This is a genomic window from Streptomyces microflavus, assembly GCF_014650075.1.
GTDB classification, from domain to species: Bacteria; Actinomycetota; Actinomycetes; order Streptomycetales; family Streptomycetaceae; genus Streptomyces; species Streptomyces microflavus.
Genome location: NZ_BMUG01000008.1, coordinates 227,573 through 252,987, shown reverse-complemented (window position 1 = coordinate 252,987; position 25,415 = coordinate 227,573). Strand labels below are relative to the sequence as shown.

The 25,415-nt window shown below is 72.0% G+C and carries 19 protein-coding genes and 1 pseudogene; 7 read left to right on the top strand and 13 right to left on the bottom strand.

Going from position 1 to position 25,415, the window contains the following annotated elements; genetic code table 11:
- Positions 1 to 18: 18 nt before the first annotated feature.
- Together IE264_RS23910 and IE264_RS23905 are read right to left on the bottom strand one after the other, a co-directional pair.
- Positions 19 to 1,380 (bottom strand): NAD(P)/FAD-dependent oxidoreductase, encoded by a 1,362-nt coding sequence (locus IE264_RS23910; RefSeq protein ID WP_015607130.1) that lies wholly within the window; start codon positions 1,378 to 1,380, stop codon positions 19 to 21.
- A 165-nt stretch (positions 1,381 to 1,545) separates the two neighbouring features.
- On the bottom strand, positions 1,546 to 2,553 hold the full coding sequence (locus tag IE264_RS23905; protein ID WP_032755417.1) for a helix-turn-helix domain-containing protein: 1,008 nt from the start codon (positions 2,551 to 2,553) through the stop codon (positions 1,546 to 1,548).
- A 100-nt stretch (positions 2,554 to 2,653) separates the two neighbouring features.
- On the opposite strand from IE264_RS23905, the gene IE264_RS23900 reads away from it, so the two are divergent.
- The 3 genes from IE264_RS23900 (at position 2,654) to IE264_RS23890 (ending at position 5,927) form a co-directional block, all read left to right on the top strand.
- Positions 2,654 to 3,628, top strand: a complete 975-nt coding sequence (locus tag IE264_RS23900) for a hypothetical protein (protein WP_032755419.1) — start codon at positions 2,654 to 2,656, stop codon at positions 3,626 to 3,628.
- A 138-nt stretch (positions 3,629 to 3,766) separates the two neighbouring features.
- Positions 3,767 to 4,222 (top strand): hypothetical protein, encoded by a 456-nt coding sequence (locus IE264_RS23895; RefSeq protein ID WP_015607127.1) that lies wholly within the window; start codon positions 3,767 to 3,769, stop codon positions 4,220 to 4,222.
- A 166-nt stretch (positions 4,223 to 4,388) separates the two neighbouring features.
- Positions 4,389 to 5,927: a fused MFS/spermidine synthase gene (locus IE264_RS23890; protein WP_032755422.1), complete on the top strand. Its 1,539-nt coding sequence runs from the start codon at positions 4,389 to 4,391 to the stop codon at positions 5,925 to 5,927.
- Positions 5,928 to 5,993: 66 nt separating this feature from the next.
- On the opposite strand, the gene IE264_RS23885 is transcribed toward IE264_RS23890, so the two are convergent.
- From IE264_RS23885 to IE264_RS23865, 5 genes are all read right to left on the bottom strand, one after another.
- Positions 5,994 to 7,775, bottom strand: a complete 1,782-nt coding sequence (locus tag IE264_RS23885; RefSeq protein WP_032755424.1) for an ABC transporter ATP-binding protein — start codon at positions 7,773 to 7,775, stop codon at positions 5,994 to 5,996.
- A complete protein-coding gene (locus IE264_RS23880) occupies positions 7,772 to 9,613 on the bottom strand; it encodes an ABC transporter transmembrane domain-containing protein (RefSeq protein ID WP_032755426.1) in 1,842 nt (613 codons plus the stop codon). The genes IE264_RS23885 and IE264_RS23880 overlap by 4 nt, the downstream gene beginning before the upstream one ends.
- A gap of 164 nt (positions 9,614 to 9,777) precedes the next feature.
- Entirely contained in the window at positions 9,778 to 11,253 is a 1,476-nt protein-coding gene (locus tag IE264_RS23875) for a Gfo/Idh/MocA family protein (protein ID WP_032755428.1), read from the bottom strand.
- Between the two features lie 242 nt (positions 11,254 to 11,495).
- The gene (locus IE264_RS23870; RefSeq protein ID WP_032755429.1) at positions 11,496 to 14,453 is read right to left on the bottom strand and encodes an FAD-binding and (Fe-S)-binding domain-containing protein; all 2,958 of its coding nucleotides are present in this window, start codon (positions 14,451 to 14,453) and stop codon (positions 11,496 to 11,498) included.
- A gap of 88 nt (positions 14,454 to 14,541) precedes the next feature.
- Positions 14,542 to 14,961 (bottom strand): MarR family winged helix-turn-helix transcriptional regulator, encoded by a 420-nt coding sequence (locus tag IE264_RS23865; RefSeq protein ID WP_032755746.1) that lies wholly within the window; start codon positions 14,959 to 14,961, stop codon positions 14,542 to 14,544.
- 217 nt (positions 14,962 to 15,178) lie between these two features.
- Between IE264_RS23865 and IE264_RS23860 the strand changes: the two genes are divergently transcribed.
- From IE264_RS23860 to mltG, 3 genes are all read left to right on the top strand, one after another.
- A complete protein-coding gene (locus tag IE264_RS23860; protein WP_032755430.1) occupies positions 15,179 to 16,990 on the top strand; it encodes an ABC transporter ATP-binding protein in 1,812 nt (603 codons plus the stop codon).
- Positions 16,991 to 17,055: 65 nt separating this feature from the next.
- Positions 17,056 to 17,667 carry a hypothetical protein gene (locus IE264_RS23855; RefSeq protein WP_032755431.1) on the top strand — a complete coding sequence of 204 codons (612 nt, stop codon included), beginning with the start codon at positions 17,056 to 17,058 and terminating at the stop codon, positions 17,665 to 17,667.
- Positions 17,668 to 18,079: 412 nt separating this feature from the next.
- Positions 18,080 to 18,934 (top strand): endolytic transglycosylase MltG, encoded by an 855-nt coding sequence (gene mltG, locus IE264_RS23850; RefSeq protein WP_032755432.1) that lies wholly within the window; start codon positions 18,080 to 18,082, stop codon positions 18,932 to 18,934.
- Between the two features lie 12 nt (positions 18,935 to 18,946).
- Here mltG and IE264_RS23845 read toward each other — a convergent pair whose 3' ends face one another.
- The 6 genes and pseudogenes from IE264_RS23845 to IE264_RS38705 all read right to left on the bottom strand — a co-directional run bounded on the left by IE264_RS23845 (position 18,947) and on the right by IE264_RS38705 (position 24,537).
- The gene (locus tag IE264_RS23845; RefSeq protein WP_190167689.1) at positions 18,947 to 20,068 is read right to left on the bottom strand and encodes an NAD(P)-binding domain-containing protein; all 1,122 of its coding nucleotides are present in this window, start codon (positions 20,066 to 20,068) and stop codon (positions 18,947 to 18,949) included.
- 108 nt (positions 20,069 to 20,176) lie between these two features.
- On the bottom strand, positions 20,177 to 21,385 hold the full coding sequence (locus IE264_RS23840) for an LLM class flavin-dependent oxidoreductase (RefSeq protein ID WP_015607116.1): 1,209 nt from the start codon (positions 21,383 to 21,385) through the stop codon (positions 20,177 to 20,179).
- A pseudogene (locus tag IE264_RS23835) lies at positions 21,382 to 22,412 on the bottom strand (ABC transporter substrate-binding protein). Before IE264_RS23835 ends, IE264_RS23840 begins: the two are co-directional and overlap by 4 nt.
- Before the next feature lie 44 nt (positions 22,413 to 22,456).
- Positions 22,457 to 23,272 (bottom strand): ABC transporter ATP-binding protein, encoded by an 816-nt coding sequence (locus tag IE264_RS23830; protein ID WP_051821748.1) that lies wholly within the window; start codon positions 23,270 to 23,272, stop codon positions 22,457 to 22,459.
- Complete coding sequence (locus IE264_RS23825; protein WP_078657389.1) at positions 23,245 to 24,132, bottom strand: ABC transporter permease; 888 nt, start codon at positions 24,130 to 24,132, stop codon at positions 23,245 to 23,247. The genes IE264_RS23830 and IE264_RS23825 overlap by 28 nt, the downstream gene beginning before the upstream one ends.
- A 321-nt stretch (positions 24,133 to 24,453) precedes the next feature.
- Complete coding sequence (locus IE264_RS38705) at positions 24,454 to 24,537, bottom strand: putative leader peptide (RefSeq protein WP_311307964.1); 84 nt, start codon at positions 24,535 to 24,537, stop codon at positions 24,454 to 24,456.
- A 92-nt stretch (positions 24,538 to 24,629) separates the two neighbouring features.
- Here IE264_RS38705 and IE264_RS23820 point away from each other — a divergent pair, with 92 nt between their 5' ends.
- Positions 24,630 to 25,055, top strand: coding sequence for a YjbQ family protein (locus IE264_RS23820; protein ID WP_032755439.1), 426 nt, complete (start codon positions 24,630 to 24,632; stop codon positions 25,053 to 25,055).
- Positions 25,056 to 25,415 lie beyond the last annotated feature (360 nt).

Sequence of the window (25,415 nt, the reverse complement as noted above, 5' to 3'; positions counted from 1 at the left end):
GCGCGCTCAGCCGGGTGCTCAGTGCTTGATGACCGTCGACTCCATGTGCTCCTTGATCTGCTCGGGCGTCAGATAGGCGTCCGTGTACTCGAAGTCCCGCAGCGTCGCCGGCTTGCGGGACTGGAACCCGGTCCGTACGAAGTCGTCACCGGCGACCGCGTTGAGCATCCAGTTCGTCATGACCCGGGTCTTGGCCACATTCGTCCGCAGCGCCGACCAGTGGTAGCCGCGCGCCACGGCCTGCGCGGGCAGCCCGTGCAGCTCGATGCCCAGCGGCTTGGACACGGCGTCCTTGCCGCCGAGGTCCACGACCAGCCCCAGATCCTTGTGGACGTAGTCCTTGAGGGGCTGACGGCGCAGCGAGGCGATCAGGTTGTCCGCCAGCACCTTGCCCTGGCGCATCGCGTGCTGTGCGGTCGGCGGGCAGACCGCCCCGTCGCCCTTGGCCAGGTCGGGCACCGCCGCCGCGTCACCGAGGGAGAACACCCCGTCCGCGCCCGGCAGTTTCAGCTGCGGTGTCACGGCGAGGCGGCCGCGTACGGTCTCCGCGCCGAGCGTGGCGATCAGCGGACTGGCGGCCACCCCCGCGGTCCAGATCAGCGTCCGGCAGGGCAGCACCCGGCCGTCGGTGAACGTCACTTCCTCCGCGGCGGCCTTGGCGATGGAGACCCCGAGCGACACCTCGATGTTCCGCTTGCGGAGCACCTCCAGTGCGGCCCGCCCCAGCTTGTCGCCCAGCTCCGGCATCAGCTTCGGCGCGATGTCGATCAGGTGCCACTTGATCAGCTTCGGGTCCAGCCGGGGATAGTGCTTGACGGCGCTGGTCGTGAGGCGCTGGAGGCAGGCGGCCGTCTCGGTGCCCGCGTATCCGCCGCCGACCACCACGAACTGGAGCCGCGAGGCCCGCTCGGCCTCGTCGTGACTGGCGTCGGCCAGATCGAGCTGGGCGATGACGTGGTCGCGTACGTACGCCGCCTCCGCCAGCGTCTTCATCCCGCGGGCGTGGTCCAGCAGCCCGGGGATGTCGAACGTCCGGGTCACACTGCCGGCGGCCAGCACGATGTAGTCGTACGGCTCGTTCACGATCTCATCCGTGATCTTCCGGATGACGCAGACCTTCGCCTTCGGGTCCACGCCGATCGCTCCGCCGGGGATGATCCGGGTGCGGTGGCGGCGGCTGCGGCGCAGGGAGACCGCGACCGACTGGGGGGTGAGAACACCGGAGGCCACCTGGGGCAGCAGCGGCAGGTACAGCTGGTAGGAGAACGGCGTGACGAGCGCGATCTCGGCCTCGCCCGGAGCGAGCCTGCGCTCCAGCCGTCGTACACATTCGACACCTGCGAAGCCGGCGCCGACGACGAGAATCCTGGGTGGTGCCACGGTCTGCGTCCCTTCTCGGGCTTGCGTGGTTCTGCGCTCGCCTGCCCCGTATACCGGCCGATGCACTCCTCATCCTCACCGGATGCGGCTCGGTCCGCCTCCCGGCTGCGGTGAACGGGCCCCCGCACGGTGGACGTGCGGCGCCAGGAGGCACCCCGGCCCGGCTCAGTCGCGGGCCCGGGTGCCTGCCCGGAGCAGCGAGGCCCCGGCCGGGGTGAGGGTGTGCAGCACGGACGGCCCGGTGCGGACGGTCGTGACGAGCCCCGCGTCCCGCAGGGCGGTGGCGTGCCGGCTGGCGGAGGACGCCGAGACCCCGGCCGCCCGGGCGATCTCGCCGGTCGTGGCCCCGGTGGCGGCGGCGCGCAGCGCGACCGCGCGGGCCCGCCCGAGCAGGTTGACCAGGCACCGGACGGGGTCGTCGGCGCGGAGCGGGCTGCCCGGCGGGCCCGGCTCGTGGAGCAGCGAGTACCAGAGCACGGGCGGCAGCCGCGGATCGGCGAAGGCGACCGGTTCGCCCCAGTTGAAGTACGAGGGGACGAGCGTGAGCCCGCGGCCGTTCAGATGCAGATCCCGGTCATCGGCCTGCCGGGGGTAGGCGACCTCGAGGACGGGCGGCCGCCAGCGCAGCATGGGCCCGAGACCGGCGAGCATGCCGTCGGTCCCGCCGTCCAGGAGCCCCCGGCACCGCACCGCCCGCTCCGCCTCGACCCGGGCCTGCACCTCCTCCTCGTGCGGGGCGATCACCGCGTCGTGGTAGGCGCGCAGGATGCCCGCGAACTCCGTGCGGGCGGCCTGCCCGGCCAGCTGCCCGGCCCACGCGGGCGCCCCGACGGTCCGGTCGAGGATGGCCAGCTCCCCCAGCACCCGCCGCGGAGGGGTGGCCTGGATCGACTCCAGGCCCGCGTCCAGGTCGCCCACCGCGTCGGCGGGCGTCAGGAAGTCCGGGAAGTACGCGGCCCTCGGATACAGAGGCAGCAGCACCCCGCGCAGGGCGCGTTCCAGCCCCTTCTCCCGCAGTTGCCGCCGCGCCTCGCGGTACCAGCCGGCGTACGCCCACCGGCCCTTGCGCGACTGGAGGCGGTGCAGGCTCACGGCGATCTCCCAGACCGGATCGGGCGCGGTGGCGATCCGGGTCCGCGCGAGGTCCGCGTCGGTGAAATGGATGCGGAGCATGCCGGCATCCCCCTCCTGCTCGACTTTTGCACTCCGGTGCAACGGCCTTGGCCGGTCACGGCCGGCCGGGCGATCGTAGGTCGCGAGGGATCAACAGGTGATGAACGGGGGTTCAACGGACATGATGCGCGCGTTCAGCTCCGCCGCGACGGTCGCGATCGCCACCGCCCTCACCGCCATCGCGGCGGTGACGACGGCCGGCTGCATCGCGGCCGCACCACCGGACCGGCCCGCGCCCGAACGCTCCCACCGGAACGGCGGACCCGCGGACGGGAACCGTGAACTGACCGCCGCCGAGGAGGTACTCGTACGGCGGGCCGAGCAACTGCTCGTCAAGGAGTGCATGGAGAAGGCCGGCTTCCCGTACTGGGCTGACACGCTGCCGACACCCGACGACCTGAAGGGCGGCGGGTACTTCCTGACCGACGTCGGCTGGGCGAAGCGTCACGGCTACGGCAGCCGGCTCCAGCGAAAGGCCCAGAACACCCGGCGCGACGACCGGAACAGCGTCTACGTCAGGACGCTGCCGGACGAGAAGGGCATCCGCTACTCCGACACCCTCCTGGGAACACCGTCGAAGGGGGCGCTGACGGCCGAACTGCCCGGGGGCGGCACCGTCGAGACCCCGCGGGACGGCTGCCGGGCGGCGGCGAAGGGCCGGCTGTACGGGGACCACCCGGCCTGGTTCCACGCCGAGAAGACGGCCACCAACCTGACGTCCCTGTACGTGCCGGACCTCGTCGAGGACCCGCGTTTCACCGGGGCGGTCACGGCATGGTCGGCGTGTATGCGCGCGGCCGGCCACGACCACGCCACCCCGCCGGCGGCGCGCGAGAAGCTGCCGGAACTCACCCGCGGGCTGAACGAGCCGGAGGCGTACGCCGTCGAGGTCGGCCTGGCGGTCGCCGAGGCCACGTGCGCCACGACGACGCCCCTCGCGGAGACGGCCCGCGCCCTCGACACCGAGTACCGGGAGAAACGGCTCGCCCGGTACTCCGGCGAGATCGCCGCCTACCGGCAGATGCGCCTCGACGCACTCGACCGGGCCGAGAGGATCACCGGCTCGACGGCCTGACCCCTCCCTCCCCATCGGGGCGGAGGCTCGGCGCACCCGGGCCTCACCCCTCCCAGACCTCCGTGGCGGACAGCGCCGCGGGAGATCCGCACGACCACACCCATACAGAACACACCCACACAGAAGGAGTGGCCCATCATGCGCAAGATCCTGGCCCTGGCCGCGACGACCGGCCTCGCGAGCCTCGCCCTCATCGTCCCCGCGACCGGCGCCCACGCCGCGACCGCGTGCGACAACGCCTACCGCGCGGTCGACGTCGGCAACTTCGTCGCCTACGACGCCACGAACTGCGGCACCCGGCTCGGCATCACGGCGAGCTGGGACTCGGACTGGGGCAACAGCAGCGGGCCTTTCCGGGGTGGCGACACCAACAAGGCATCGTCCCTGATCAACAAGGGCGACAGTGGCATGCACGTCCAGCTCTTCAACGGAACGGGACAGGACTGGGCGGGCGGCCACACCTGTCTCTCGACGGGAGAGAAGTACATGTCCAGCCTCGCGGGCCAGTACTTCACCAGCGGAGTCGCGGTGAACAACCAGATCAGTTCCCACCGCTGGGTCTGGAGCGGCTGCGGAGTCTTCCTGGACTCCTGACGCCCCGGCCTGATCGCCTGTCCGGCCCGGCTCCGCATGCCGGGCCGGGCTTTGACCCGCTCCAGCCGGGAGCGGTGTCAGCCAGGAAGCGCTTGAGGGCTGCGGCTGCGTCCAAGTGCCCGTCCGGCCGCACGGAGTTCCTCCGCCCGCATGCGAGGATGCTGCGGTGACCACACCGTCCTCCCCGCCCGTGGCCGACGCCCCGCCCAGCGACCAGGGCCTGAGCCAACGCTCCGCCGCGGTCCTCGTGTTCGGATCCTCGGCCGCGGTCCTGGTCGTCGAGATCGTCGCCCTGCGCCTGCTGGCCCCGTACCTCGGCCTCACCCTGGAAACCAGCACCCTGGTGATCGGCATCGCCCTCACCGCGATCGCGCTGGGCTCCTGGCTGGGCGGGCGCGTCGCCGACCAGGTCGATCCGCACCGGCTCATCGCCCCCGCGCTCGGGGTGTCGGGCGTCGTCGTCGCGCTCACCCCGCTCCTGCTCCGCACCACCGCCGAGTGGGCCTCGCCGCTGCTCCTGCTGGTCGCGGCGGGGACCCTCCTCGTGCCCGGCGCGCTGCTCTCCGCGGTGACCCCGTTCGTGACGAAGCTGCGGCTCACCAGCCTCGCCGAGACCGGGACGGTCGTGGGGCGGCTCTCCGGTGTGGGCACCTTCGGCGCCATCGTCGGCACCGTCCTCACCGGCTTCGTCCTGGTCTCCCGGCTGCCCGTCAGCTCCATCCTGATCGGCCTGGGAGCCCTGCTGGTGCTCGGTGCTCTCCTGACCGGCTGGCGGGCCCGCCGCTGGCGCCGGGCCTCGGCCGTGGCGCTGGCCACCGTCGTCGCGGGCACCCTCGCCACCGCGTTCGCCCCCGGCGGCTGCGACGCGGAGACCCGGTACCACTGCGCCCGGATCGTCGCGGACCCCGACCGGGCCACCGGCCGGACGCTCGTCCTGGACGGCCTGCGCCACTCCTATGTCGACGTCGAGGACCCGACGTACCTCCGGTTCGGATACGTGCGCGCCATCGCGGCGGTGGTCGACACCACCTTCCCCGCGGGCGAGCCGCTCGCCGCCCACCACATCGGAGGCGGCGGGCTCACCTTCCCCCGCTACCTCGCCGCCGTACGCCCCGGGACCCGCAGCCTCGTCTCCGAGATCGACGGCGGGGTCGTCCGCATCGACCGCGAACAGCTCGATCTGGGGGCGTCCACCGGCATCGACGTACGCGTGGAGGACGGCAGGCTGGGCCTGAAGCGGCTGGAAGCCGACAGCCGTGACCTCGTCGTCGGCGACGCCTTCGGGGGCGTCAGCGTGCCCTGGCACCTCACGACAACGGAGGCGCTGAGGGACGTACACCGGGCCCTCAAGGACGACGGCCTGTACGCCGCCAACCTCATCGACCACGGCCGCCTGGCCTTCGCCCGCGCCGAAGTCGCCACGCTCGCGAGGGTTTTCGAGCACGTCGCCGTCATGGGCGCCCCCGTGGACATCGGCCTGGATCCGGCCGCGACCCCCGTGGGCGGCAACCTGGTGGTGCTCGCCTCCGACCGGCCGTTCGACGCCCCCGCGATCCAGAAGGCCCTGGACACCCGGGAGACCGGCTGGAGGATCGCCACCGGCGACACCGTCACCGCCTGGACCGGTGACGTCCCCGTCCTCACCGACGACCACGCACCGGTGGACCAGCTCCTCCAGCCGCACCGCACGCGAACCGTACGGTGACGCCCGGGGCCTCCAAGGGCCTCACCGTGCCAGGACAGGGTCTCACCCGTGCCAGGACAGGGGGTCTCACCCGTGCCAGGACCGCCACAGCGCCGCGTACGCGCCGTCCGCCGCCACCAGCTCGTCGTGGCTGCCCAGTTCGCTGATCCGGCCGTCCTCCACCACCGCGATGACGTCCGCGTCGTGCGCGGTGTGCAGCCGGTGCGCGATCGCCACCACCGTACGGCCTTCAAGCACCCGGGCCAGTGAACGCTCCAGATGACGGGCCGCCCGCGGGTCCAGCAGCGAGGTCGCCTCGTCCAGGACCAGCGTGTGCGGGTCGGCCAGCACCAGCCGGGCCAGCGCGATCTGCTGGGCCTGCGCCGGGGTCAGCGCGAACCCGCCCGAACCGACCTCCGTGTCCAGCCCCTTGTCCAGGCCCTTCGCCCAGCCGTCCGCGTCGACCGCGGCCAGCGAGGCCCACAGCTCGGCGTCCTGGGCCCCGTTCCGGGCCAGCAGCAGGTTGTCCCGCAGCGAACCCACGAAGACGTGGTGCTCCTGGTTGACCAGGGCCACGTGCTCACGGACCCGCTCCGCCGTCATCTGCGACAGCTCGGCCCCGCCGAGGGTCACCTCACCGGTGCGCGGGGCGTAGATCCCGGCCAGCAGCCGCCCCAGCGTCGACTTGCCCGCACCCGAAGGCCCGACCAGGGCCAGCCGGGTCCCCGGAGCCACGTTCAGCGACACCTGGTGCAGGACGTCGACGCCCTCCCGGTACCCGAAGCGCACCTCGTCCGCCCGCACGTCCCGGCCGTCCGGCCCGACCTCCGCGTTCCCGGCGTCCGGCTCGATCTCCCGTACGCCGACCAGCCGCGCCAGGGACACCTGGGCCACCTGGAGCTCGTCGTACCAGCGCAGGATGAGGCCGATCGGGTCGACCATCATCTGCGCCAGCAGCGCCCCCGTGGTCAGCTGCCCGACCGTCAGCCACCCCTCCAGCACGAACCAGCCGCCGAGCAGCAGGACCGCGCCGAGGATCGTCACGTACGTCGCGTTGAAGACCGGGAACAGCACCGAGCGCAGGAACAGCGTGTACCGCTCCCAGGCCGTCCACTCCGTGATCCGACGGTCGGACAGCGCCACCCGGCGGGCACCGAGCCGGTGCGCCTCCACGGTCCGCCCGGCGTCCACGGTCTCGGCGAGCATCGCGGCGACGGCCGCGTAACCGGCGGCCTCCGAGCGGTACGCCGAGGGCGCGCGCCGGAAGTACCAGCGGCAGCCCACGATCAGCACCGGCAGCGCGATCGCGACGGCCAGCGCCAGCGGGGGCGCGGTGACGGTGAGCGCGCCGAGCAGCAGCCCGGCCCAGACGACACCGATGGCCAGCTGCGGCACGGCCTCCCGCATCGCGTTGGCCAGCCGGTCGATGTCCGTGGTGATCCGGGAGAGCAGATCGCCCGTCCCGGCCCGCTCCAGAACTCCGGGCGGCAGACCCACCGCCCGGACGAGGAAGTCCTCGCGCAGGTCGGCGAGCATCTCCTCACCCAGCATGGCCCCGCGCAGCCGCATGGACCGGGTGAAGACCGTCTGGATCACCAGCGCCAGGGCGAAGATCGCCGCCGTGCGCTCCAGATGCAGTTCGGCGACCCCCTTGGACAGGTCCTCGACCAGCCCGCCCAGCAGATACGGTCCGGCGATCGACGCGACGACCGCCACCGTGTTGGCGCCGATCAGGAGGGCGAAGGCCTTGCGGTGGCGCCGCAGCAGATCCCGTACGTAACTCCGTACGGTCGTGGGGGTGCCCACGGGCAGGGTGGTGGCCGACTCCGGGGCGGCCGGGTCGTACGCCGGTGGTGCGACGCCGATCATGCCCTCTCCTCGATTTCCTGGATGCTGTTCATGGCGGGGACCGCCCCGATGTCCTGGCGGGGGTCGGCCGCCGCCTCGTCGTCGGTCTCGCGGGTGACGACGGCCCGGTAGCGCGGTTCGGTGAGCAGCAGGTCGCGGTGGGTGCCCACGGCGACCACGCTGCCCTCGTGGACGAGGACGACCCGGTCGGCGACGTCCAGCAGCAGCGGCGAGGAGGCGAACGCGACCGTCGTACGGCCCCGGCGCAGCCCCGCGATCCCGGTGGCGACGCGCGCCTCGGTGTGCGAGTCGACGGCGGAGGTCGGCTCGTCCAGCACCAGCGCCTCCGGGTCGGTGATGAGCGACCGGGCCAGCGCGAGGCGCTGGCGCTGACCGCCGGAGAGCGACCTGCCCCGCTCGGTGATCCGGGTCCGCATCGGGTCCCGGTCGGCGTCGGGGGAGGCCTGGGCCAGTGCGGCGAGCACATCGCCGCACTGCGCGGCCTCCAGCGCCGCCTCGGCGGTGACCAGGCCCGAGGACGGCACGTCCAGCAGCTCCTGGAGCGTGCCGGAGAGCAGCACCGGGTCCTTGTCCTGGACCAGGACCACGGTCCGCGCGGTGTCCAGCGGGAGTTCGTCCAGCGCGACGGCACCGAGCAGGACGGACGGTGCCTGCTTCTCCTGCTCGGTGTCGGTGTCCTGGTCGCCGGTCTCGGCGTGGCCGCCCAGCCGTTCGGCCAGCCGTCCCGCCTCGTCCGGGTCGCCGCAGACGACGGCGGTGAACTGCCCCTGGGGGGCCATCAGCCCGGTGGCGGGGTCGTACAGGTCGCCCGACGGAACGCCCGCCTCCGTGGCCGTCCGGTCGCTGCGGCGCAGCGACAGCACCCGTACGGCGCGCTGCGCGGAGGGCCGCGAGAAGGAATAGGCCATGGCGATCTCCTCGAAGTGACGGAGAGGGAACAGCATCAGGGTGACCGCGCTGTAGACGGTGACCAGTTGGCCCACGTCGATACGGCCGTCCCGCGCCAGCGTCGCCCCGTACCAGACCAGGGAGATCAGCAGGATGCCCGGCAGCAACACCTGCACCGCCGAGATCAGCGCCCACATCCTCGCGGAGCGCACGGCGGCCTTGCGGACCTCCTGGGAGGCGCGGCGGTAGCGGCCGAGGAAGAGCTCCTCGCCGCCGATGCCGCGCAGCACCCGCAGTCCGGCCACGGTGTCCGAGGCCATCTCGGTCGCCTTGCCCGCCTTCTCGCGCTGCTCGTCGGCGCGCCGGGTGGCGCGGGGGAGCAGCGGCAGCACGGCGAGGGCCAGCACCGGCATGGCGACGGCCACCAGCACGCCCAGGGCCGGGAGGTAGACGACCAGCCCCACGCAGACCACGACGAGCGCGATGGCGGCGGCCAGGAAGCGCGAGAGGGCCTCGACGAACCAGCCGATCTTCTCCACGTCACCGGTCGACACGGCGACGACTTCACCGGCGGCGACCCGCCGGGTCAGGGCGGCGCCCAGCTCGGCGGTCTTGCGAGCCAGGAGCTGCTGCACCCGGGCGGCGGCGGTGATCCAGTTGGTGACGGCGGTCCGGTGGAGCATGGTGTCGCCCACCGCGATGAGGATGCCGAGGGCCAGGATCAGACCGCCGGCCAGCGCCAGCCGGGTGCCGGAGCGCTCGATGACGGCCTGGACGGCGACGCCCACGGTGACCGGGAGTCCGGCGATGCCCAGCTGATGGAGCAGTCCCCAGCCAAGGGCCTTGAGCTGTCCGCCGAGCTGATTGCGCCCGAGCCAGTACAGGAAGCGTGGGCCCGACCGTACATCGGGGTCGCCGGGATCCGTATACGGAAGATCGCGAATCTGCATGACGTCCCAGGGCTCGGTATGCGCGAGGTCCGTGCGGACCTCGGAGATACGGGGTGACCAAACCGTGCAAGGTTCGCTTCCCGGCCCCCTTCGGGGCAACCGGTTTTACGGCCGTTCAGCCCCCTGCGGGGTCCCGCGCCGAGCCGCCCGGGACCCCGCCGCCGTCATGCGGCCGGCTTCTCCGAGTCCATGCCGGACCTGGCCTTCTTCCAGGCGCCCCGGGTGAAGTCGGGTATGGGCAGCGGGACGCCCTTGGCCTTGATGGAGAGGTGGCTGAGCGGCACCGGGGCCGTCCAGGTGGCCGCGTCGTACACATCGAAGTCAGGGACGAGCCCGAGCCGCATGCACTGCATCAGCCGGAACACCATGATGTAGTCCATCCCGCCGTGGCCGCCCGGCGGGTTGGCGTGCTCCTTCCAGAGCCAGTGGTCCCACTCGGCGTACTTCTTGAAGTCGTCCCACTGGTGGTTCGTGTTCGTGGGCTCCAGATAGATCCGCTCCGGATAGTCCTCGAAGACCCCCCGGGTCCCGCCGAGACTGTTGATCCGGGAGTACGGGTGCGGCGACGACACATCGTGCTCCAGCCGGATCACCCGGCCCTTGGCGGTCTGCACGAGGCTGATCGTCCGGTCGGCGCCGATGTACGACTCCTTCCAGCTGGGGTCGCCCGGGGGCATGTGCTCCTCGCGGTACGCGGCGAGGCCGAGGGCGGGGGTGCCGATGCTGGTGATGGAGACGGCACGGTCACCCCGGTTGACGTCCATGTAGTTGGCGACCGGGCCGAACCCGTGGTTGGGGTAGAGGTCGCCACGCAGCCGGGTGTGCCACAGCCGCCGCCACGGACCCTCGTAGTAGTCCGGGTCGAACATCAGCTCGCGCAGATCGTGGTTGTACGCCCCCGCGCCGTGCAGCAGGTCCCCGAAGAGACCCGCGTGCGCCATCCGGAGCACCCGCATCTCGTTCTTGCCGTAACAACAGTTCTCCAGCTGCATGCAGTGGCGCCGGGTGCGCTCGGAGAGGTCGACGAGCTGCCAGAGCTCCTCCAGCCGCATCGCGATCGGACACTCCACGCCGACGTGCTTCCCGTTCAGCATCGCCGCCTTCGCCATCGGGAAGTGCAGCTCCCAGGGGGTGGCCACATAGACGAAGTCGATGTCCCCGCGCCGGCAGAGGTTGACGTAGTCGTCCTCCCCCTTGGCGTAGACGGCGGGGGCGGGCTGCCCGGCGGCCGTCACCTTGGCGGCCGCCTTCTCCGTCTTGTCCCGGACCGGGTCGCAGACCGCCACGACCCGGACGCCCGGGACGGCGAGGAAGAGGTCGATCATGCTGTCGCCCCGGTTGCCGAGGCCCACGATGCCGACCCGGACCGTCGAGCGCCGCTCGAAGGGGACGTCGGTCATCGTGCGGCCCTGGCGGGCGGGGGCGGCGGCCGCGGCCGCCACGGCTTCCGGAACGTTGCTTCCGGCGGCCGACGCGGTGCCGGGGGCCAGCGCGCCGAGGCCGAGTCCGGCGCCGGCCACGCCCGCCGTGGTCCACAGCACCGAACGGCGGCTGGGGTCCTGCCGGGCGGGGCCGTCTCCGGTGTTCTGCGGGGGGAGGTCCTGCGGGGGCTGTCCGGGCCGGGCGTCGTCGTCGTTCATCGAGCCTCCAGGTGGGGTGTGGGGGTTCTGACGGTGCGCGAGCGCGTCCGGTCCCGTACGCGCGTGAGCGACCTGGGGACCGGGCCTCGGTAAGGACCCTGGACGGTGAGGCTGATGGTGCGCAAGGGAGCCAATTGGACTCTCGTCCTCAAACCATGGACTTTTCTTCAGGGCACGCGAAAACCCCAACTGGTTCAACCAGTTGGGGCGTCTGACCTGCGCCGGAAGGGACCTTCGGACGCTCAGCGGCCGGGCGGCCGGGTAGCGCGCTCCAGCTCGATCAGGGCCGAACGGTAGGGATGCCCGGTGGCCCGCTCCATGCCGATCTCGCACATGCGGTTGGCCGACAGATAGGCGTCGTAGTCACGGGAGTTGACCTCCGCCGCCTCCTTCGCCGTCGCCGCGTCGGTCAACTCCTTGTGCAGCATGCCCCGGTCGCCCGCGAAGGCACAGCACCCCGCCCCGTCCGGCACGGTCACCTCCTCGGCGCAGGCCTCGGCCAGCACGCGCAACTGCTCGACATCGCCCAGGTGTTCCATCGAGCACGTCGGGTGGAGGACCGCCGAACCGGCCCTCTCGAACACTGTCAGCTCCGGCAGCAGCTCCCCGGCCGCCCACACCAGCGAGTCCACCACCGTCAGCTCCCGGTGCAGCTCCCGGTTGTCCTCGCTGAGGTAGGGCACCACCTCCTCGGCGATGCCGAGCGTGCAGGAGGACGCGTCCACGACGAGCGGCAGCGTCCCGCCCGCGGTCCAGCCCCAGGCCGCCTCCACGATGCGATTGGCCATCACCCTGTTGCCCGCGTCGTACCCCTTGGAGTGCCAGATCGTCGCGCAGCACGTCCCCGCCACGTCCCCGGGGATCCACACCGGCTTTCCGGCCCGCTCGGACACGGCCACCACCGCCTCGGCCAGGGAGGGGGCGGGCGTGCCCCCGGGTCCCGCCTCCGGTCCGGCGAAGATGCGGTTCACGCAGGCCGGGTAGTAGACCGCGCTCGCCCCCACCCGCGTGGTGCGGGGCAGCTCCCGGGCGGCGGAACCGGGGAGCTGGGGCAGCCATTCCGGTACGAGATCGGGGCGGACGGCCCTGCGGGCGAGCCGCGTCACGGATGCGAGGAGCCGGTCGCCGCCCCGCTTCCCGATGGCGTCCCCCGCCGCCACCGCGAGCCGCGCCGAGGCCTCCACCACGCGGAAGTTCTTGGCGGTGAGCGCGGCGATCCGCTCCTCGCGCGGGGTGTGCCTGCGGTGCCGGAACCCCTTCATCATCGCCCCGGTGTCGATGCCGACCGGGCAGGCGAGCTTGCAGGTGGAGTCCCCGGCGCAGGTGTCCACCGCGTCGTACCCGTAGGCGTCGAGCAGTCCGGCCTCCACCGGGGAGCCGTCCGCCTGGCGCATCATCTCGCGGCGCAGCACGATCCGCTGGCGCGGAGTGGTCGTCAGGTCCTCGCTGGGGCAGGTGGGTTCGCAGAAGCCGCACTCGATGCACGGGTCGGCGACCGCCTCCACTTTCGGAATGGTCTTCAGCCCCCGCAGATGGGCCCGCGGATCACGGTCGAGAACGATGCGCGGTGCGAGCACCCCCTCGGGGTCGATGACCTGCTTCGTCCGCCACATCAGCTCCGTCGCCCGCTCACCCCACTCGCGCTCCAGGAACGGCGCGATATTGCGGCCGGTGGCGTGCTCCGCCTTCAGCGACCCGTCGAAACGGTCCACGACGAGGGCGCAGAACTCCTGCATGAACGCGTCGTACCGCTCGACATCGGCGGGGAGCGCCGCGTCGAAGGCGAGCAGGAAGTGCAGATTGCCGTGGGCCGCGTGACCGGCCACGGCGGCGTCGAAGCCGTGGCGCGACTGGAGCTCCAGCAGTGCCTCGCAGGCGTCGGCCAGCCGGTCCGGGGGGACCGCGAAGTCCTCCGTGATCAGCGTCGTACCCGAGGGGCGGGAACCGCCGACCGCCGTCACGAACGCCTTGCGCGCCTTCCAGTACCCGGCGATCGTCCCCGCGTCCCGGGTGAACGCGTTGGTGACGGACGCCGCCGGAACCACCAGGTCGAGCCCCCGCATCACCTCGGCTGCGGCCTCCTCGAACGCCTCCTGCCCGGCCTCGTCCGGGGCGCGGAACTCGACCAGCAGCGCTGCCGTCTCCCGGGGCAGGGCCGCCCAGTCGGCCGGAACTCCCTTCACGCTGACCGAGGCGCGCAGGGTGTTGCCGTCCATCACCTCCACCGCGATGGCCCCCGCCTCGTTGAACCGGGGGACGGCGGCCGCGGCGGCGGTGAGGGAGGGGAAGAAGAGCAGGGCGCTGGTGACCCGCCGGTCCAGGGGCAGGGTGTCGAAGACGGTCTCGGAGATGAAGCCGAACGTGCCCTCGGAGCCGACCATGAGACCGCGCAGGATCTGCACCGGCGTCGCGCCGTCGAGGAAGGCGTCCAGGCGGTAGCCGTTGGTGTTCTTGATCGCGTACTTGGCGCGGATACGGGCCGTCAGCTCCTCGTCCGCCTCGATCTCCGCTTTGAGCGCCAACAGCCCCGCGCACAGCTTCGGCTCCGCCCGGACCAGCTCCTCGTCGGCGGCGGGATCGGCGGTGTCGACGACGGTGCCGCTCGGCAGGACGAACGTCAGCGAGGCGAGCGTCCGGTAGGAGTTGCGGGTGGTGCCGGCCGTCATGCCCGAGGCGTTGTTGGCGACGACCCCGCCGACCGTGCAGGCGATGGCGCTCGCCGGGTCGGGGCCCAGCAGCCTGCCGTACCGGGCGAGCGTCGTGTTGGCCCGCAGGACGGTGGTGCCGGGCCGGATCCGGGCCCGCGCCCCGTCGTCCAGCACCTCGATCCCGGTCCAGTGACGGCGTACGTCGACCAGGATGTCCTCGCCCTGCGCCTGGCCGTTGAGGCTGGTGCCCGCGGCCCGGAAGACGACCTCGCGGCCTTTGCCGTGGGCGTACGACAGGATCGCGGAGATGTCGTCGAGGTCCTCCGGGACCAGCACGACCCGGGGGAGGAAGCGGTAGGGGCTGGCGTCGGAGGCGTACCGCACGAGGTCGGAGATCTTCCAGAGCACCTTGTCCGCGCCGAGCAGGGCGGTCAGCTCGGCGCGGAGGGGCTCGGGGGTGCCGGTCGCACTCCGGTCGGTGACCCGGTCGGGGGCGGGTTCGCGTGCCGTACCGGGGCGGAGGGCTTCCGGCTCGGGCTCCAGCAGCGGCATCTCGGTGTCCCCTCGGCGGTCGGTGCGGTGGGTGCGGTGCGGTCGGTACAGCCGGTGCGGTCCGGTGGTCGGTGGTCCGCGGCCGGTCTCAGCAGCGGCGCTCCGGCATTCCGTCGACCAGAGCGGAGAGCAGTCCGCCGAGCACCTCGCGCTGGCCGGCGGTCAATGGAGCCAGGATCTCCTCCGCGGCCGCCCGGCGCGCGTTGCGCAGGGAGCGCAGCGTGGCGCGTCCCTCGTCGGTGATCTCGATGCGCACGACCCGGCGGCTGTCCGGATCCGGGGCGCGGCGGACCCGCCCGCTCGCCTCCAGGGCGTCGACCAGCGTCGTCACGGCGCGCGGGACCACGTCCAGGCGCTGGGCGAGATCCGCCATCCGGGGGGCCGCGTCGTAACTCGCGACGGTCCGCAGCAGCCGGAACTGGGCCGGGGTGATACCGATCGGCTCCAGCTGGCGGCTCTGGATGCGGTGCAGCCGACGGGTCAGCCGCAGCAACTGCTCGGCGAGCATGCCGTCGGCGTCACGGTCACGGTCGGCACCTGCCGCATCCGCGGCACGGACGGCATCCGCGGCAGGGACAGCATCCGCCGGGTCGGCGTCGGGGGAATCGGAGACATCCATACGGGAACAATATCAGGACCCCGTTCATTGTGAGTGTAGGTAACAATGAGCTAAGCTCTGAACTTCGGACACCTCCGACTGTTCCGCACGCCCCACGAAGGAGCCCATGAAACCCGACGAACCCGTGTGGACGCCCCCACCCGACGCGGCCTCGGACCGGCCGCCCGGCGAGGTGCGCCGCATCCTCCGCCTCTTCCACCCCTACCGCGGCCGGCTCGCCGTGGTCGGACTGCTGGTCGGCGCCTCCTCCCTGGTGTCGGTCGCCTCCCCGTTCCTGCTGCGCGAGATCCTGGACACCGCCATCCCTCAGGGGCGCACGGGACTGCTGACGCTGCTGGCGCTCGGCATGATCCTCACCGCCGTGATGAACAGCGTCTTCGGCGTCCTGCAGACCCTGATCTCGACGACCGTCGGCCAGCGCGTCATGCACGACCTGCGCACCGCCGTGTACACCCAGCTCCAGCGGATGCCGCTCGCCTTCTTCACCCGGACCCGCACGGGCGAGGTCCAGTCCCGCATCGCCAACGACATCGGCGGTATGCAGGCGACGGTCACCTCGACCGCGACCTCCCTCGTCTCCAACCTCACCGCCGTCATCGCCACGGTCGTCGCCATGCTCGCGCTCGACTGGCGCCTCACCGTCGTCTCGCTGCTCCTGCTGCCGGTGTTCGTCGCGATCAGCCGCCGCGTCGGCCGGGAGCGCAAGAGGATCACCACCCAGCGCCAGAAGCAGATGGCCGCCATGGCCGCCACGGTGACCGAATCCCTCTCGGTCAGCGGCATCCTCCTCGGCCGCACGATGGGCCGTTCCGACTCCCTCACCAAGGGGTTCACCGAGGAGTCCGAGCGCCTGGTCGACCTGGAGGTGCGCTCCAACATGGCGGGCCGCTGGCGGATGTCCACCATCGGCATCGTCATGGCCGCCATGCCCGCCGTCATCTACTGGGTGGCCGGCCTGACCTTCCAGCCGGGCGGCACCGCTGTCTCCATCGGTACGCTCGTCGCCTTCGTCACGCTCCAGCAGGGGCTGTTCCGCCCCACGGTGAGCCTGCTCTCCACCGGCGTGCAGATGCAGACCTCCCTCGCCCTCTTCCAGCGGATCTTCGAGTACCTCGACCTCACGGTGGACATCACCGAGCCGGAGAAGCCCGTCCGGCTGGAGAAGATCCGCGGTGAGATCGCCTTCGAGAACGTCGACTTCGCCTACGACGACAAGAGCGGCCCCACGCTCAGCTCCATCGACGTGACCGTTCCCGCGGGCAACACCCTGGCGGTCGTCGGCCCCACCGGCTCCGGCAAGTCCACCCTCAGCTATCTCGTGCCCCGGCTCTACGACGTCACCGGCGGCCGGGTCACGCTCGACGGAGTCGACGTCCGCGACCTGGACTTCGACACGCTGGCCAGAGCGGTCGGCGTGGTCTCCCAGGAGACCTACCTCTTCCACGCCTCCGTCGCCGACAACCTCCGCTTCGCCAAGCCGGAGGCCACCGACGAGGAGATCGAGGCGGCGGCCCGCGCCGCGCAGATCCACGACCACATCGCCTCCCTCCCCGACGGCTACGACACCCTCGTCGGCGAGCGCGGCTACCGCTTCTCGGGCGGCGAGAAGCAGCGCCTCGCCATCGCCCGCACCATCCTGCGCGACCCGCCGGTCCTGATCCTCGACGAGGCGACCAGCGCGCTCGACACCCGTACGGAACACGCCGTGCAGGAAGCGATCGACGCGCTCTCGGCCGGCCGCACCACCCTCACCATCGCGCACCGCCTCTCCACCGTCCGCGACGCGGACCAGATCGTCGTCCTGGACAGCGGACGCATAGCCGAGCGCGGTACGCACGACGAGCTGCTCGACCGGGACGGCCGGTACGCCGCCCTGATCCGCCGCGACTCCCACCGGGCCCCGGTCCCGGCCTCCTGACCGCTCTCCGTGCGGCCGGACCCCGACGTCACCGGCGCACCGTCCGTACGGCATGATCCCCGCGCATGAGAGCTCTCCTCGGGGTCGAACTCCCCGGCTACCGGACCGTGGACACCGACACCTGGCTGAACGACCACGGCGATGTGCTGTCGCTGCACTTCTTCGACCTGCCGCCGGACCTGCCGGCCGCCCTGGACGACGGCCCGGCCCTGCGCCACGGCCTGACCCACTTCACGGCACGAGCGGGCGGCGGGCTCATCGAGGCATCGGTGAAGCGGCTCGGCGAGCTGCCCGCTCTGCGGCAGATACTCAAACTGCCGCTGCCGGGGCAGCCCAGCGGCCAGGCGTTCATCGGCAGCTTCACCGTGCCGCGCGCCGCCTGCAGCACCGTCGTGAAGATCCAGGCGGCCGAGCGCGGCATGACGGGCATGCGGGAGGCCGTGGTGCTGGCCAAGCTCGGCCCCGAGAGCTACTTCCGGCCGCATCCGTACGCCCCCGAGGTCCAGGGCGGGCTGCCCTTCCACGCGGCGGACCACGCCCAGTGGGACGCGGAGTTCCCGGACCACCCGCTCACCCGGGTCCGCCGGACACTCGGCGCGCTCGCGGAGGTCGTGACGGTCGATCCCGGGTTCACCGCGCTGCCGCCCTTCGCCGGACCGGGCGGGGCAAGGGGCTGAAGCCGTACGCAGGCTGTGTACGGCGCCCCGGCTCCGTACACGCAGCGGCGCCGCCGCTTCCGTGGGACGGGAAGCGACGGCGCCGGGCGGAGCGATGGTCAGACGAGCCAACCCACGAAGTGGACGATGCCGGCCAGCAGGTTGGTCAGGAAGTTCATCCGGTCTTTCTCCTTGTGCGTGGTGCATGTGTGGGACGTGCGCGGTAGCGGTCTGCAGCCCGTTGACTGCGCTCTGCAATCATCACGCCCGGCGGGGGAGACGGGCAACGATTCCTCGTACGATCACGCGTTCCAGCGAACACCCGATCCCTTGTTCGTGTGTTCTGGTCGTGCGGTACGGCGTTCGTGTCGCCGGAGCCGACCTCCCAGCCGGGCTACCGGCCCCGGGCCGCACCCCGGGTTAACGTGCCCGCATGGTGAACGAGTCCCCGGACGCCCGTCCCCGTCGCAGACTCCGCCCGACCCGCCGCGGAAAGATCGTCCTGGTCGTCGCCGCGCTGCTCGTCGTGTCGGCCGCCGTACTGATCCCGCTGTCCCTGATCGGGCCGGACGAGCAGAAGAAGGAGAGCCCGCAGAGCACGCTGGTGATCCCGGAGGGCTGGCGCGCCTCGCAGGTGTACGCCGCCGTCGACCGGGCGCTCGGCCTGAAGCCCGGCTCCGCGCGGAAGACCGTGACGACGGTGGACCTGGACCTGCCCGACCAGGCCGAGGGCAACCCCGAGGGGTACCTCTTCCCGGCCACGTATCCGATCGACTCCGCGACCGAGCCGGCCGGCCTGCTGCGCTACATGGCGGACACCGCCCGCAAACGGTTCGGTGCGGACCACATCACCGCCGGAGCCCAGCGCAACAACGTCACCGTCTACGAGACGGCCACCATCGCCAGCATCGTCCAGGCCGAGGCCGACACCGCCTCCGACATGGGCAAGGTCGCCCGGGTCGTCTACAACCGGCTGCTCAAGGACATGCCGCTGCAGATGGACTCCACCATCAACTACGCCCTGAAGCGTTCGACCCTGGACACCTCCACCGCCGACACCCAGCTGGACAGCCCGTACAACAGCTACGTACGCAAGGGCCTGCCGCCGACGCCCATCGGGAACCCGGGGGAGGAGGCCCTGCGCGCCGCCATCAGCCCGACGCCGGGCCCGTGGCTGTACTTCGTCACGGTCGCGCCCGGGGACACCAGGTTCACCGACAGCTACGACGAACAGCTGAAGAACGTCGAGGAGTTCAACCGCAACCGCCGGTCGGCCGCCGCGGGCTGACGACGGCAACCGTCACACGGCCGCCCCGGCCTTCTCCTCCGCGCCCCGCCCGTCGCCGGTCACATCCTGCTCCCGGTCGCCGGTCCTCCCCAGCAGCCGCAGCACCGACCGCACGGCGGTGCGCCCCGCCCGGTTGGCGCCGATGGTGCTGGCGGACGGGCCGTACCCGACGAGATGGACGCGTCCGTCCCGTACGGCACGGGTGTTCTCCGCCCGGATGCCGCCGCCCGGCTCGCGCAGTTTCAGCGGTGCCAGATGGTCCACCGCGGGCCGGAAGCCGGTCGCCCAGAGGATCACGTCCGCCTCCGCCGTCCGTCCGTCGTCCCAGGCCACCCCGGCCGGGGTGATCCGGTCGAACATCGGCAGCCGGTCGAGCACACCCTGCTCACGGGCGCGCCGCACGGCGTCGGTGACCGGCAGCCCGGTCACGCTCACCACGCTCTGCGGCGGCAGCCCCCGGCGGACCCGCTCCTCCACCATCGCCACGGCCGCCCGCCCCCACTCCTCGGTGAACGGCTCGTCGCGGAAGACGGGTTCGCGCCGGGTCACCCAGAAGGTCTCGGCGGCGTACTCGGCGATCTCCATCAGGTGCTGCGTACCGGAGGCGCCGCCCCCGACCACGATGACGCGCCGCCCCGCGAACTCCTCGGGCCCCGGATAGTCCGCCGTGTGCAGCTGCCGCCCCCGGAACGTCTCCTGGCCCGGGTAGCGCGGCCAGAACGGCCGGTCCCAGGTGCCGGTCGCGTTGATCAGCGCCCGAGGGGCGTACGTACCCTCGGACGTCTCCACGAGCAGCCGCCCGCCGCTCCTCTCGCGTACGGCGCTGACCTCGACGGGCCGGTGCACGCGCAGGCCGAAGCGCTCCTCGTACGCCGTGAAGTACGCGCCGATCACCTCGGACGAGGGACGGTCGGGATCCGCGCCGGTCAGCTCCATGCCCGGCAGCGCGTGCATCCCATGGACCTTGCCGTACGTCAGCGAGGGCCAGCGGAACTGCCACGCCCCGCCCGGCCGGGGAGCGTGGTCCAGCACCACGAAATCGCGGTCCGGCTCCAGTCCGACGCGGCGCAGGTGGTGAGCGGCCGACAGCCCCGCCTGTCCGGCGCCGATCACGACCACGTCCAGCTCGCGCACCCCAGTAATGTTCACGTTTCTACTAACTCGCGGGGCGCCCGGGATCTTCCCGGGACGACCCCTGCCGGCACCGGGCGGGGCGCCCGGTGCCGGCAGGGGCCGCGAGGTTCAGCGCCCTCCGGCCAGCAGCAGCGGCGCCCCGCCGGGAGCCGGGGCCGCCCGGGTCTCGGCGCCGGGCGCCCCCAGCCGCGGGGACGCCGGTACGGTCGACAGCAGACCGCGCCGCGCCAGCTCGGGCGTCACGCCCTCACCGAACCAGTACGCCTCCTCCAGGTGCGGATAGCCCGAGAGCACGAAGTGCTCCACGCCCAGCGCGTGGTACTCCTCGATCCGGTCGGCGACCTCCGCATGGCTGCCCACCAGTGCGGTCCCGGCCCCGCCGCGCACCAGACCGACGCCCGCCCAGAGGTTCGGCGCGATCTCCAGCTTGTCCCGCGAACCGCCGTGCAGCGCCAGCATCCGCTGCTGCCCGACCGACTCGCTCCGCCCCAGAGCCTGCTGCGCCGCCGCGATCGTGTCGGCGTCGAGGTCCCCCAGCAGCCGGTCGGCGGTGGCCCACGCCTCGGCCGAGGAGTCGCGCGAGATCGTGTGCAGCCGGATACCGAACCGGACCGTGCGTCCCTGCTCCTCCGCGAGCCCGCGAATCCAGTCGATCTTCTCCTTCACCGCCGCCGGCGGCTCCCCCCAGGTCAGATAGACATCGGCGTGCGCGGCCGCCACCGGGCCGGCGGCCGCCGACGACCCGCCGAAGAAGATCTCCGGCAGCGGGTCCGGCGGCAGCGCGGTCAGCCCGCCCTCCACCTGGTAGTGCTCGCCGTCGAAGTCGTACGGCTGCCCGCTCCACGCACCCCGTACCACCGAAAGGAACTCCGCGGTGCGCGCGTAGCGCCGGTCGTGGTCCAAGTGGTCCCCGAACCGCCGCTGTTCGGTCGAATCGCCCCCGGTCACCACGTTGAGCAGCAGCCGCCCCCGGGTGATCCGCTGGTAGGTCGCGGCCATCTGGGCGGCGAGCACGGGCGAGATGACCCCCGGCCGGAAGGCCACCAGGAACTTCAGCCGCTCGGTGTGCTGGGCGAGCGCCACCGTGGTCAGCCAGGCGTCCTCGCACCACGTTCCGGTGGGCGTCAGCACGGCCTCGAAGCCCAACTGCTCGGCCGCCTTCGCGATTTGCGCCAGATACTCGATGTCCGGTGCGCGCACCCCGCTCACCGGGGTGATCCGGTCGCGCTTGATCCCGCCGTCGGTGTACGCGTGCCGGTCCACGAGCGTCCGGCCGTCACCTCCGGTGGGCAGGAACCAGTGCAGATGTACGTTCACGACGAGGCCTTTCCGTACGAGCGGGGGGCGGTGGAGGAGGCGGGGAGGTTCCGGTTGAAGCGGGTGTCGACGTACTCCTCGAAGTCGAACCGCCGGGGAATCAGCTTGAGTTCGGCGAAGGTGTCGGCGATCTCCTGCTCGGAGGCGATGGCGGCCGCGTCGATCGCCACGGGGACGCGGGTGCCGTAGGTGAGCTTCACGGCGTCCAGTGCCACCTCGTAGGGGAGCCCGGTCTCCTTCGCCCACACCTTCGCCCACTCCTCCGGGTGCTCGAAGACCCAGTTCTGCGCCCGCTCCAGCCGGACGAGCAGATCGCCGATGGCCCGCGACTTCTGCTTGTCCTTGAGCGAGCCAGGTGAAGCCACCTGGAAACCGAGGCCGTTGACCACGCCTTCGCCGGTCGTCAGCACCCGGGCGTTCCCCGCCCGCAGGATCTGCGAGGTGTACGGGTCCCAGATCGCCCAGGCGTCCACCTTGCCCCGGCTGAACGCGGCAACGCGTCAGCGGGCTGAAGGTAGTTGAGCTTCACGTCCTTGAGGGAGAGACCGGCCTTCCTGAGCGAGGCGACCAGCTGGAAGTGGGCCGAACTGCCCTGCGCCACGGCGATGGACCTGCCCTTGAGCTGCTCGGGCTTCTTGAGCGGCGAGTCCTTCGGGACGACGACGGCCTCACCCGCCGACGATCCGTGGCTTGCCCCCACGACGACGATGTTCGAGTCCGACCCGGCGGCGAAGACCGGCGGCGTGTTGCCCACCCCGCCGATGTCGACGGCCCCGGCGCTCACGGCCTCCAGCAGCGGTGGGCCGGAGGTGAAGGTGGACCATTTGACGCGGTAGTCCAGGTCGTCGAGCTCTCCGGACGCCCGCAGGATGGCTTCGTAACCACCTTTCTGGTCACCGACGTCGAGGGTGACGCTGCCCTTGCCGTCGGTGCTGCCTCCCGACCCCGTGGACGAAGCGCCGCCACCGCAGGCGGCGAGGAGCAGAGCGAGGGGAAGGAGCAGGGCGGGCAGGGTGCGGCGTTTCATGGTGGTTCTCCGTGGATGGTGGGGGAAAGGGGAGCGCCGGCGGGTCATGCGTCCGGTTGCGCGGGGACGGCCACTTCCTGCCGCCGGCCGGCACCGGCGTCCGGACCGCCGTCCTCGACGCCCAGCTCGCTCAGCAGCCGCGAACGGAGTTCGGCGAAGCCGGGGGCGCCGACCCCGCGCGGGCGGTCCAGGCCGACGGCCGTGTCGTACGCGATCCCGCCGTCCCGCATCACCAGCACCCGGTCCGCCAGCAACAGGGACTCGTCCACGTCATGGGTGACCAGCAGGACCGCGCAGCCGCGCCGCTGCCAGAGCTCCGCCACCAGCTGCTGCGCCTTGATCCGGGTCAGGGCGTCCAGCGCGCCGAACGGCTCGTCGAGCAGGAGCAGATCGGGCTCCCGTACCAACGCGCGCGCCAGAGAGGCACGTTGGGCTTCACCGCCGGAAAGTGTCTTGGGCCAGGCGCCCGCCCTGTCGGTCAGCCCGACCTCCGCCAACGCCTTCTCGGCCAGGGCCCGTTCGGGCTTTCCCGGCAGCCCCAGCAGGACATTGCGCCAGACTCGCTTCCAGGGCATCAGGCGCGGCGCCTGGAATGCCACGGCACGCCGTCGGGGAACCAGGACCGTGCCCGCTATCTCGCGGTCGAGCCCGGCGAGCACCCGCAGCAGGGTGGACTTGCCGCATCCGCTGCGCCCCAGAAGCGCGGTGAACTCCCCTGCCTTGAGGGTCAGATCGAGACCATCGATCACGGCACGGCCGTCGAAGGAGCGGGTGAGCCCTTCGACCCGCACGGCGGCTTCGGGTTCCGCTGCGGGGGAGGGGGCCGGGGTGGTCACTGGCCGGTGAAGGTCGGTCGCCATTGCAGCAGCAGCCTTTCGAGGGTCCGGACGATGACGTCGGCGGTGAGGCCGAGGAAGGCGTACACGACGAGGCAGACGACGATCACGTCCGTCCGGAAGAACTCCCGGGCCTGGTTCATCAGGAACCCGATCCCGGCATCGGCGTTGATGGACTCGCCGAAGACGAGCGCCAGCCAGGCGGTGGCGAGGGAGTAGCGCAGCCCGGTCATGGCCCCGGGCAACGCCCCCGGCAGCACCACATGGCGTACGAGCCCCCACCGGTTGAGCCCCAACGACTCGCCGGCCTCGATGAGTTGGGCGTCCACGCCCCGAATCCCCGCATACACATTGAGATACAGATGGAAGGCGACCCCGAGCGCGATGAGCGCCACCTTCGGCGCCTCGCCGATCCCGAGCCAGATGATGAACAACGGGATCAGCCCCACCCAGGGGACGGTGCGCAGCATCTGTACGGTCGCGTCGACCAGGTCCTCACCGAGCCGCGAGAGCCCCGAGACCAGCGCGAGCGCCGTCCCGACGACCCCGCCGAGCACCAGCCCCACGGCCACCCGCTGGAGCGACACGCCCATGGCGGCCGGCAGCGTCCCGTCGGCGATCAGATCGGCCCCCGCACGGGCGATGGTCCCCGGCGATGCGAGCACATCCGGGTGCAGGACCCCCGTGGCGCTGAACACCTGCCAGAGCGCGAGCAGCAGCAACGGCCCCACGGTGCGCCGCAGCCAACGGGGCACGGAACGCAGCCGCGCCCGGCGTACGGACGCCGGGACGATCGGTTCCAGACCGGGTGACGCAAGGCCGCCGGGGGCTGGGTCCTTCTCCGGGGCGGCCGGCAGATCGGGCGGTGCGTGGCTGATGGCCATGGGGGCTCCACGGGAGGTCGTACGGAGGGGGGAGACGGGGAGGGTGACCGGGGGACGGTGACACGGCTTCGGCGCCCCGCCTCGACCCGGGGGCGCCTGGACCCCCAGGACACCGGAGGCCGTGGAGGCACAGGCGGTCCGCAGACGTCAGGAGGCGTAGGAAGACCGGCAGGAGCGGGCGCCGCGCCCACCCGGCGGAGGGGCGGAGCGGCCCGCACGAGTACGCGAGGGGCCAGGCACAGCCGATGGGGTGGAACGGGCGCGGAAGCCGGTCAGAGGCGAAACCCGGTCAGAAGCGGCGCGAAAGGCGCTGAGAGAACGTCAGCAGCCGCGACAACACGCGGCGGACGCCACCCGCAGCAGGTCGATGTGACCGCGCGAGGTGAGCAGAGCTGATCGGAACATGGCGATGAACGTAGTCATCCGGCCAGGAAGCGGTCAATGGCGTCTCGGAGCGTGGACGTGTCATCTCGCCTCCTGGAAGGGAAGATGGAAGCATGTCCGATTCCTTCACCACCACTGTCCTGAACATCACCACGGGTACGGCAGAGAGCGTCACGGACCTGACGCGGGACTGCGCGGAGTTCCTCACCCGCGCGGCGCCCGGCCGCGACGGCCTGCTGAACATCTTCGTACCCCACGCCACCGCGGGCATCGCCGTCCTGGAGACGGGCGCCGGCAGCGACGACGACCTCTTGGCCGCCCTCCACCACCTGCTCCCGGCGGACGACCGCTGGCAGCACCGCCACGGCAGCCCGGGCCACGGCCGCGACCACGTACTCCCCGCCCTTGTCCCGCCCCACGCCACCCTGCCGGTGATCGGGGGAGCGCTGGAGCTGGGGACGTGGCAGTCGGTGTGCCTGGTCGATACAAACACGAGCAACACCAACCGCAGCGTCCGTCTGAGCTTCCTCGGCCAGTGAGCTGCTCTGATGTGACTGTAGAGGGATCCTCCGGCCGTACCAACTGGGTAGCCCCAGTGGGCGCCAGGTGAGCGTGTCACATCTGATAGCAGATTCTGCGTCTGCTGGTGGTACACGACTCGAGTGGTTACTGACCAGCGGAAACGGTCGTGATTCGACCGCACTGCAGGCGGCTGGGCCGCGTATGGCCCGGATCTTGGGCAGAGGACAGGGGGCCCCTGACCGACAGTCCGTGACGCCGGCCAGCCGGCACACAAGGGAGGGGCGGGCCGACAGGTCTCCACAAAGGAGACCTCGGTCCAAAGGGTCACGAGAGAGGAAGTCGTCAGGGCTTGGATCGCGGAGCGGGAAACCCACCGA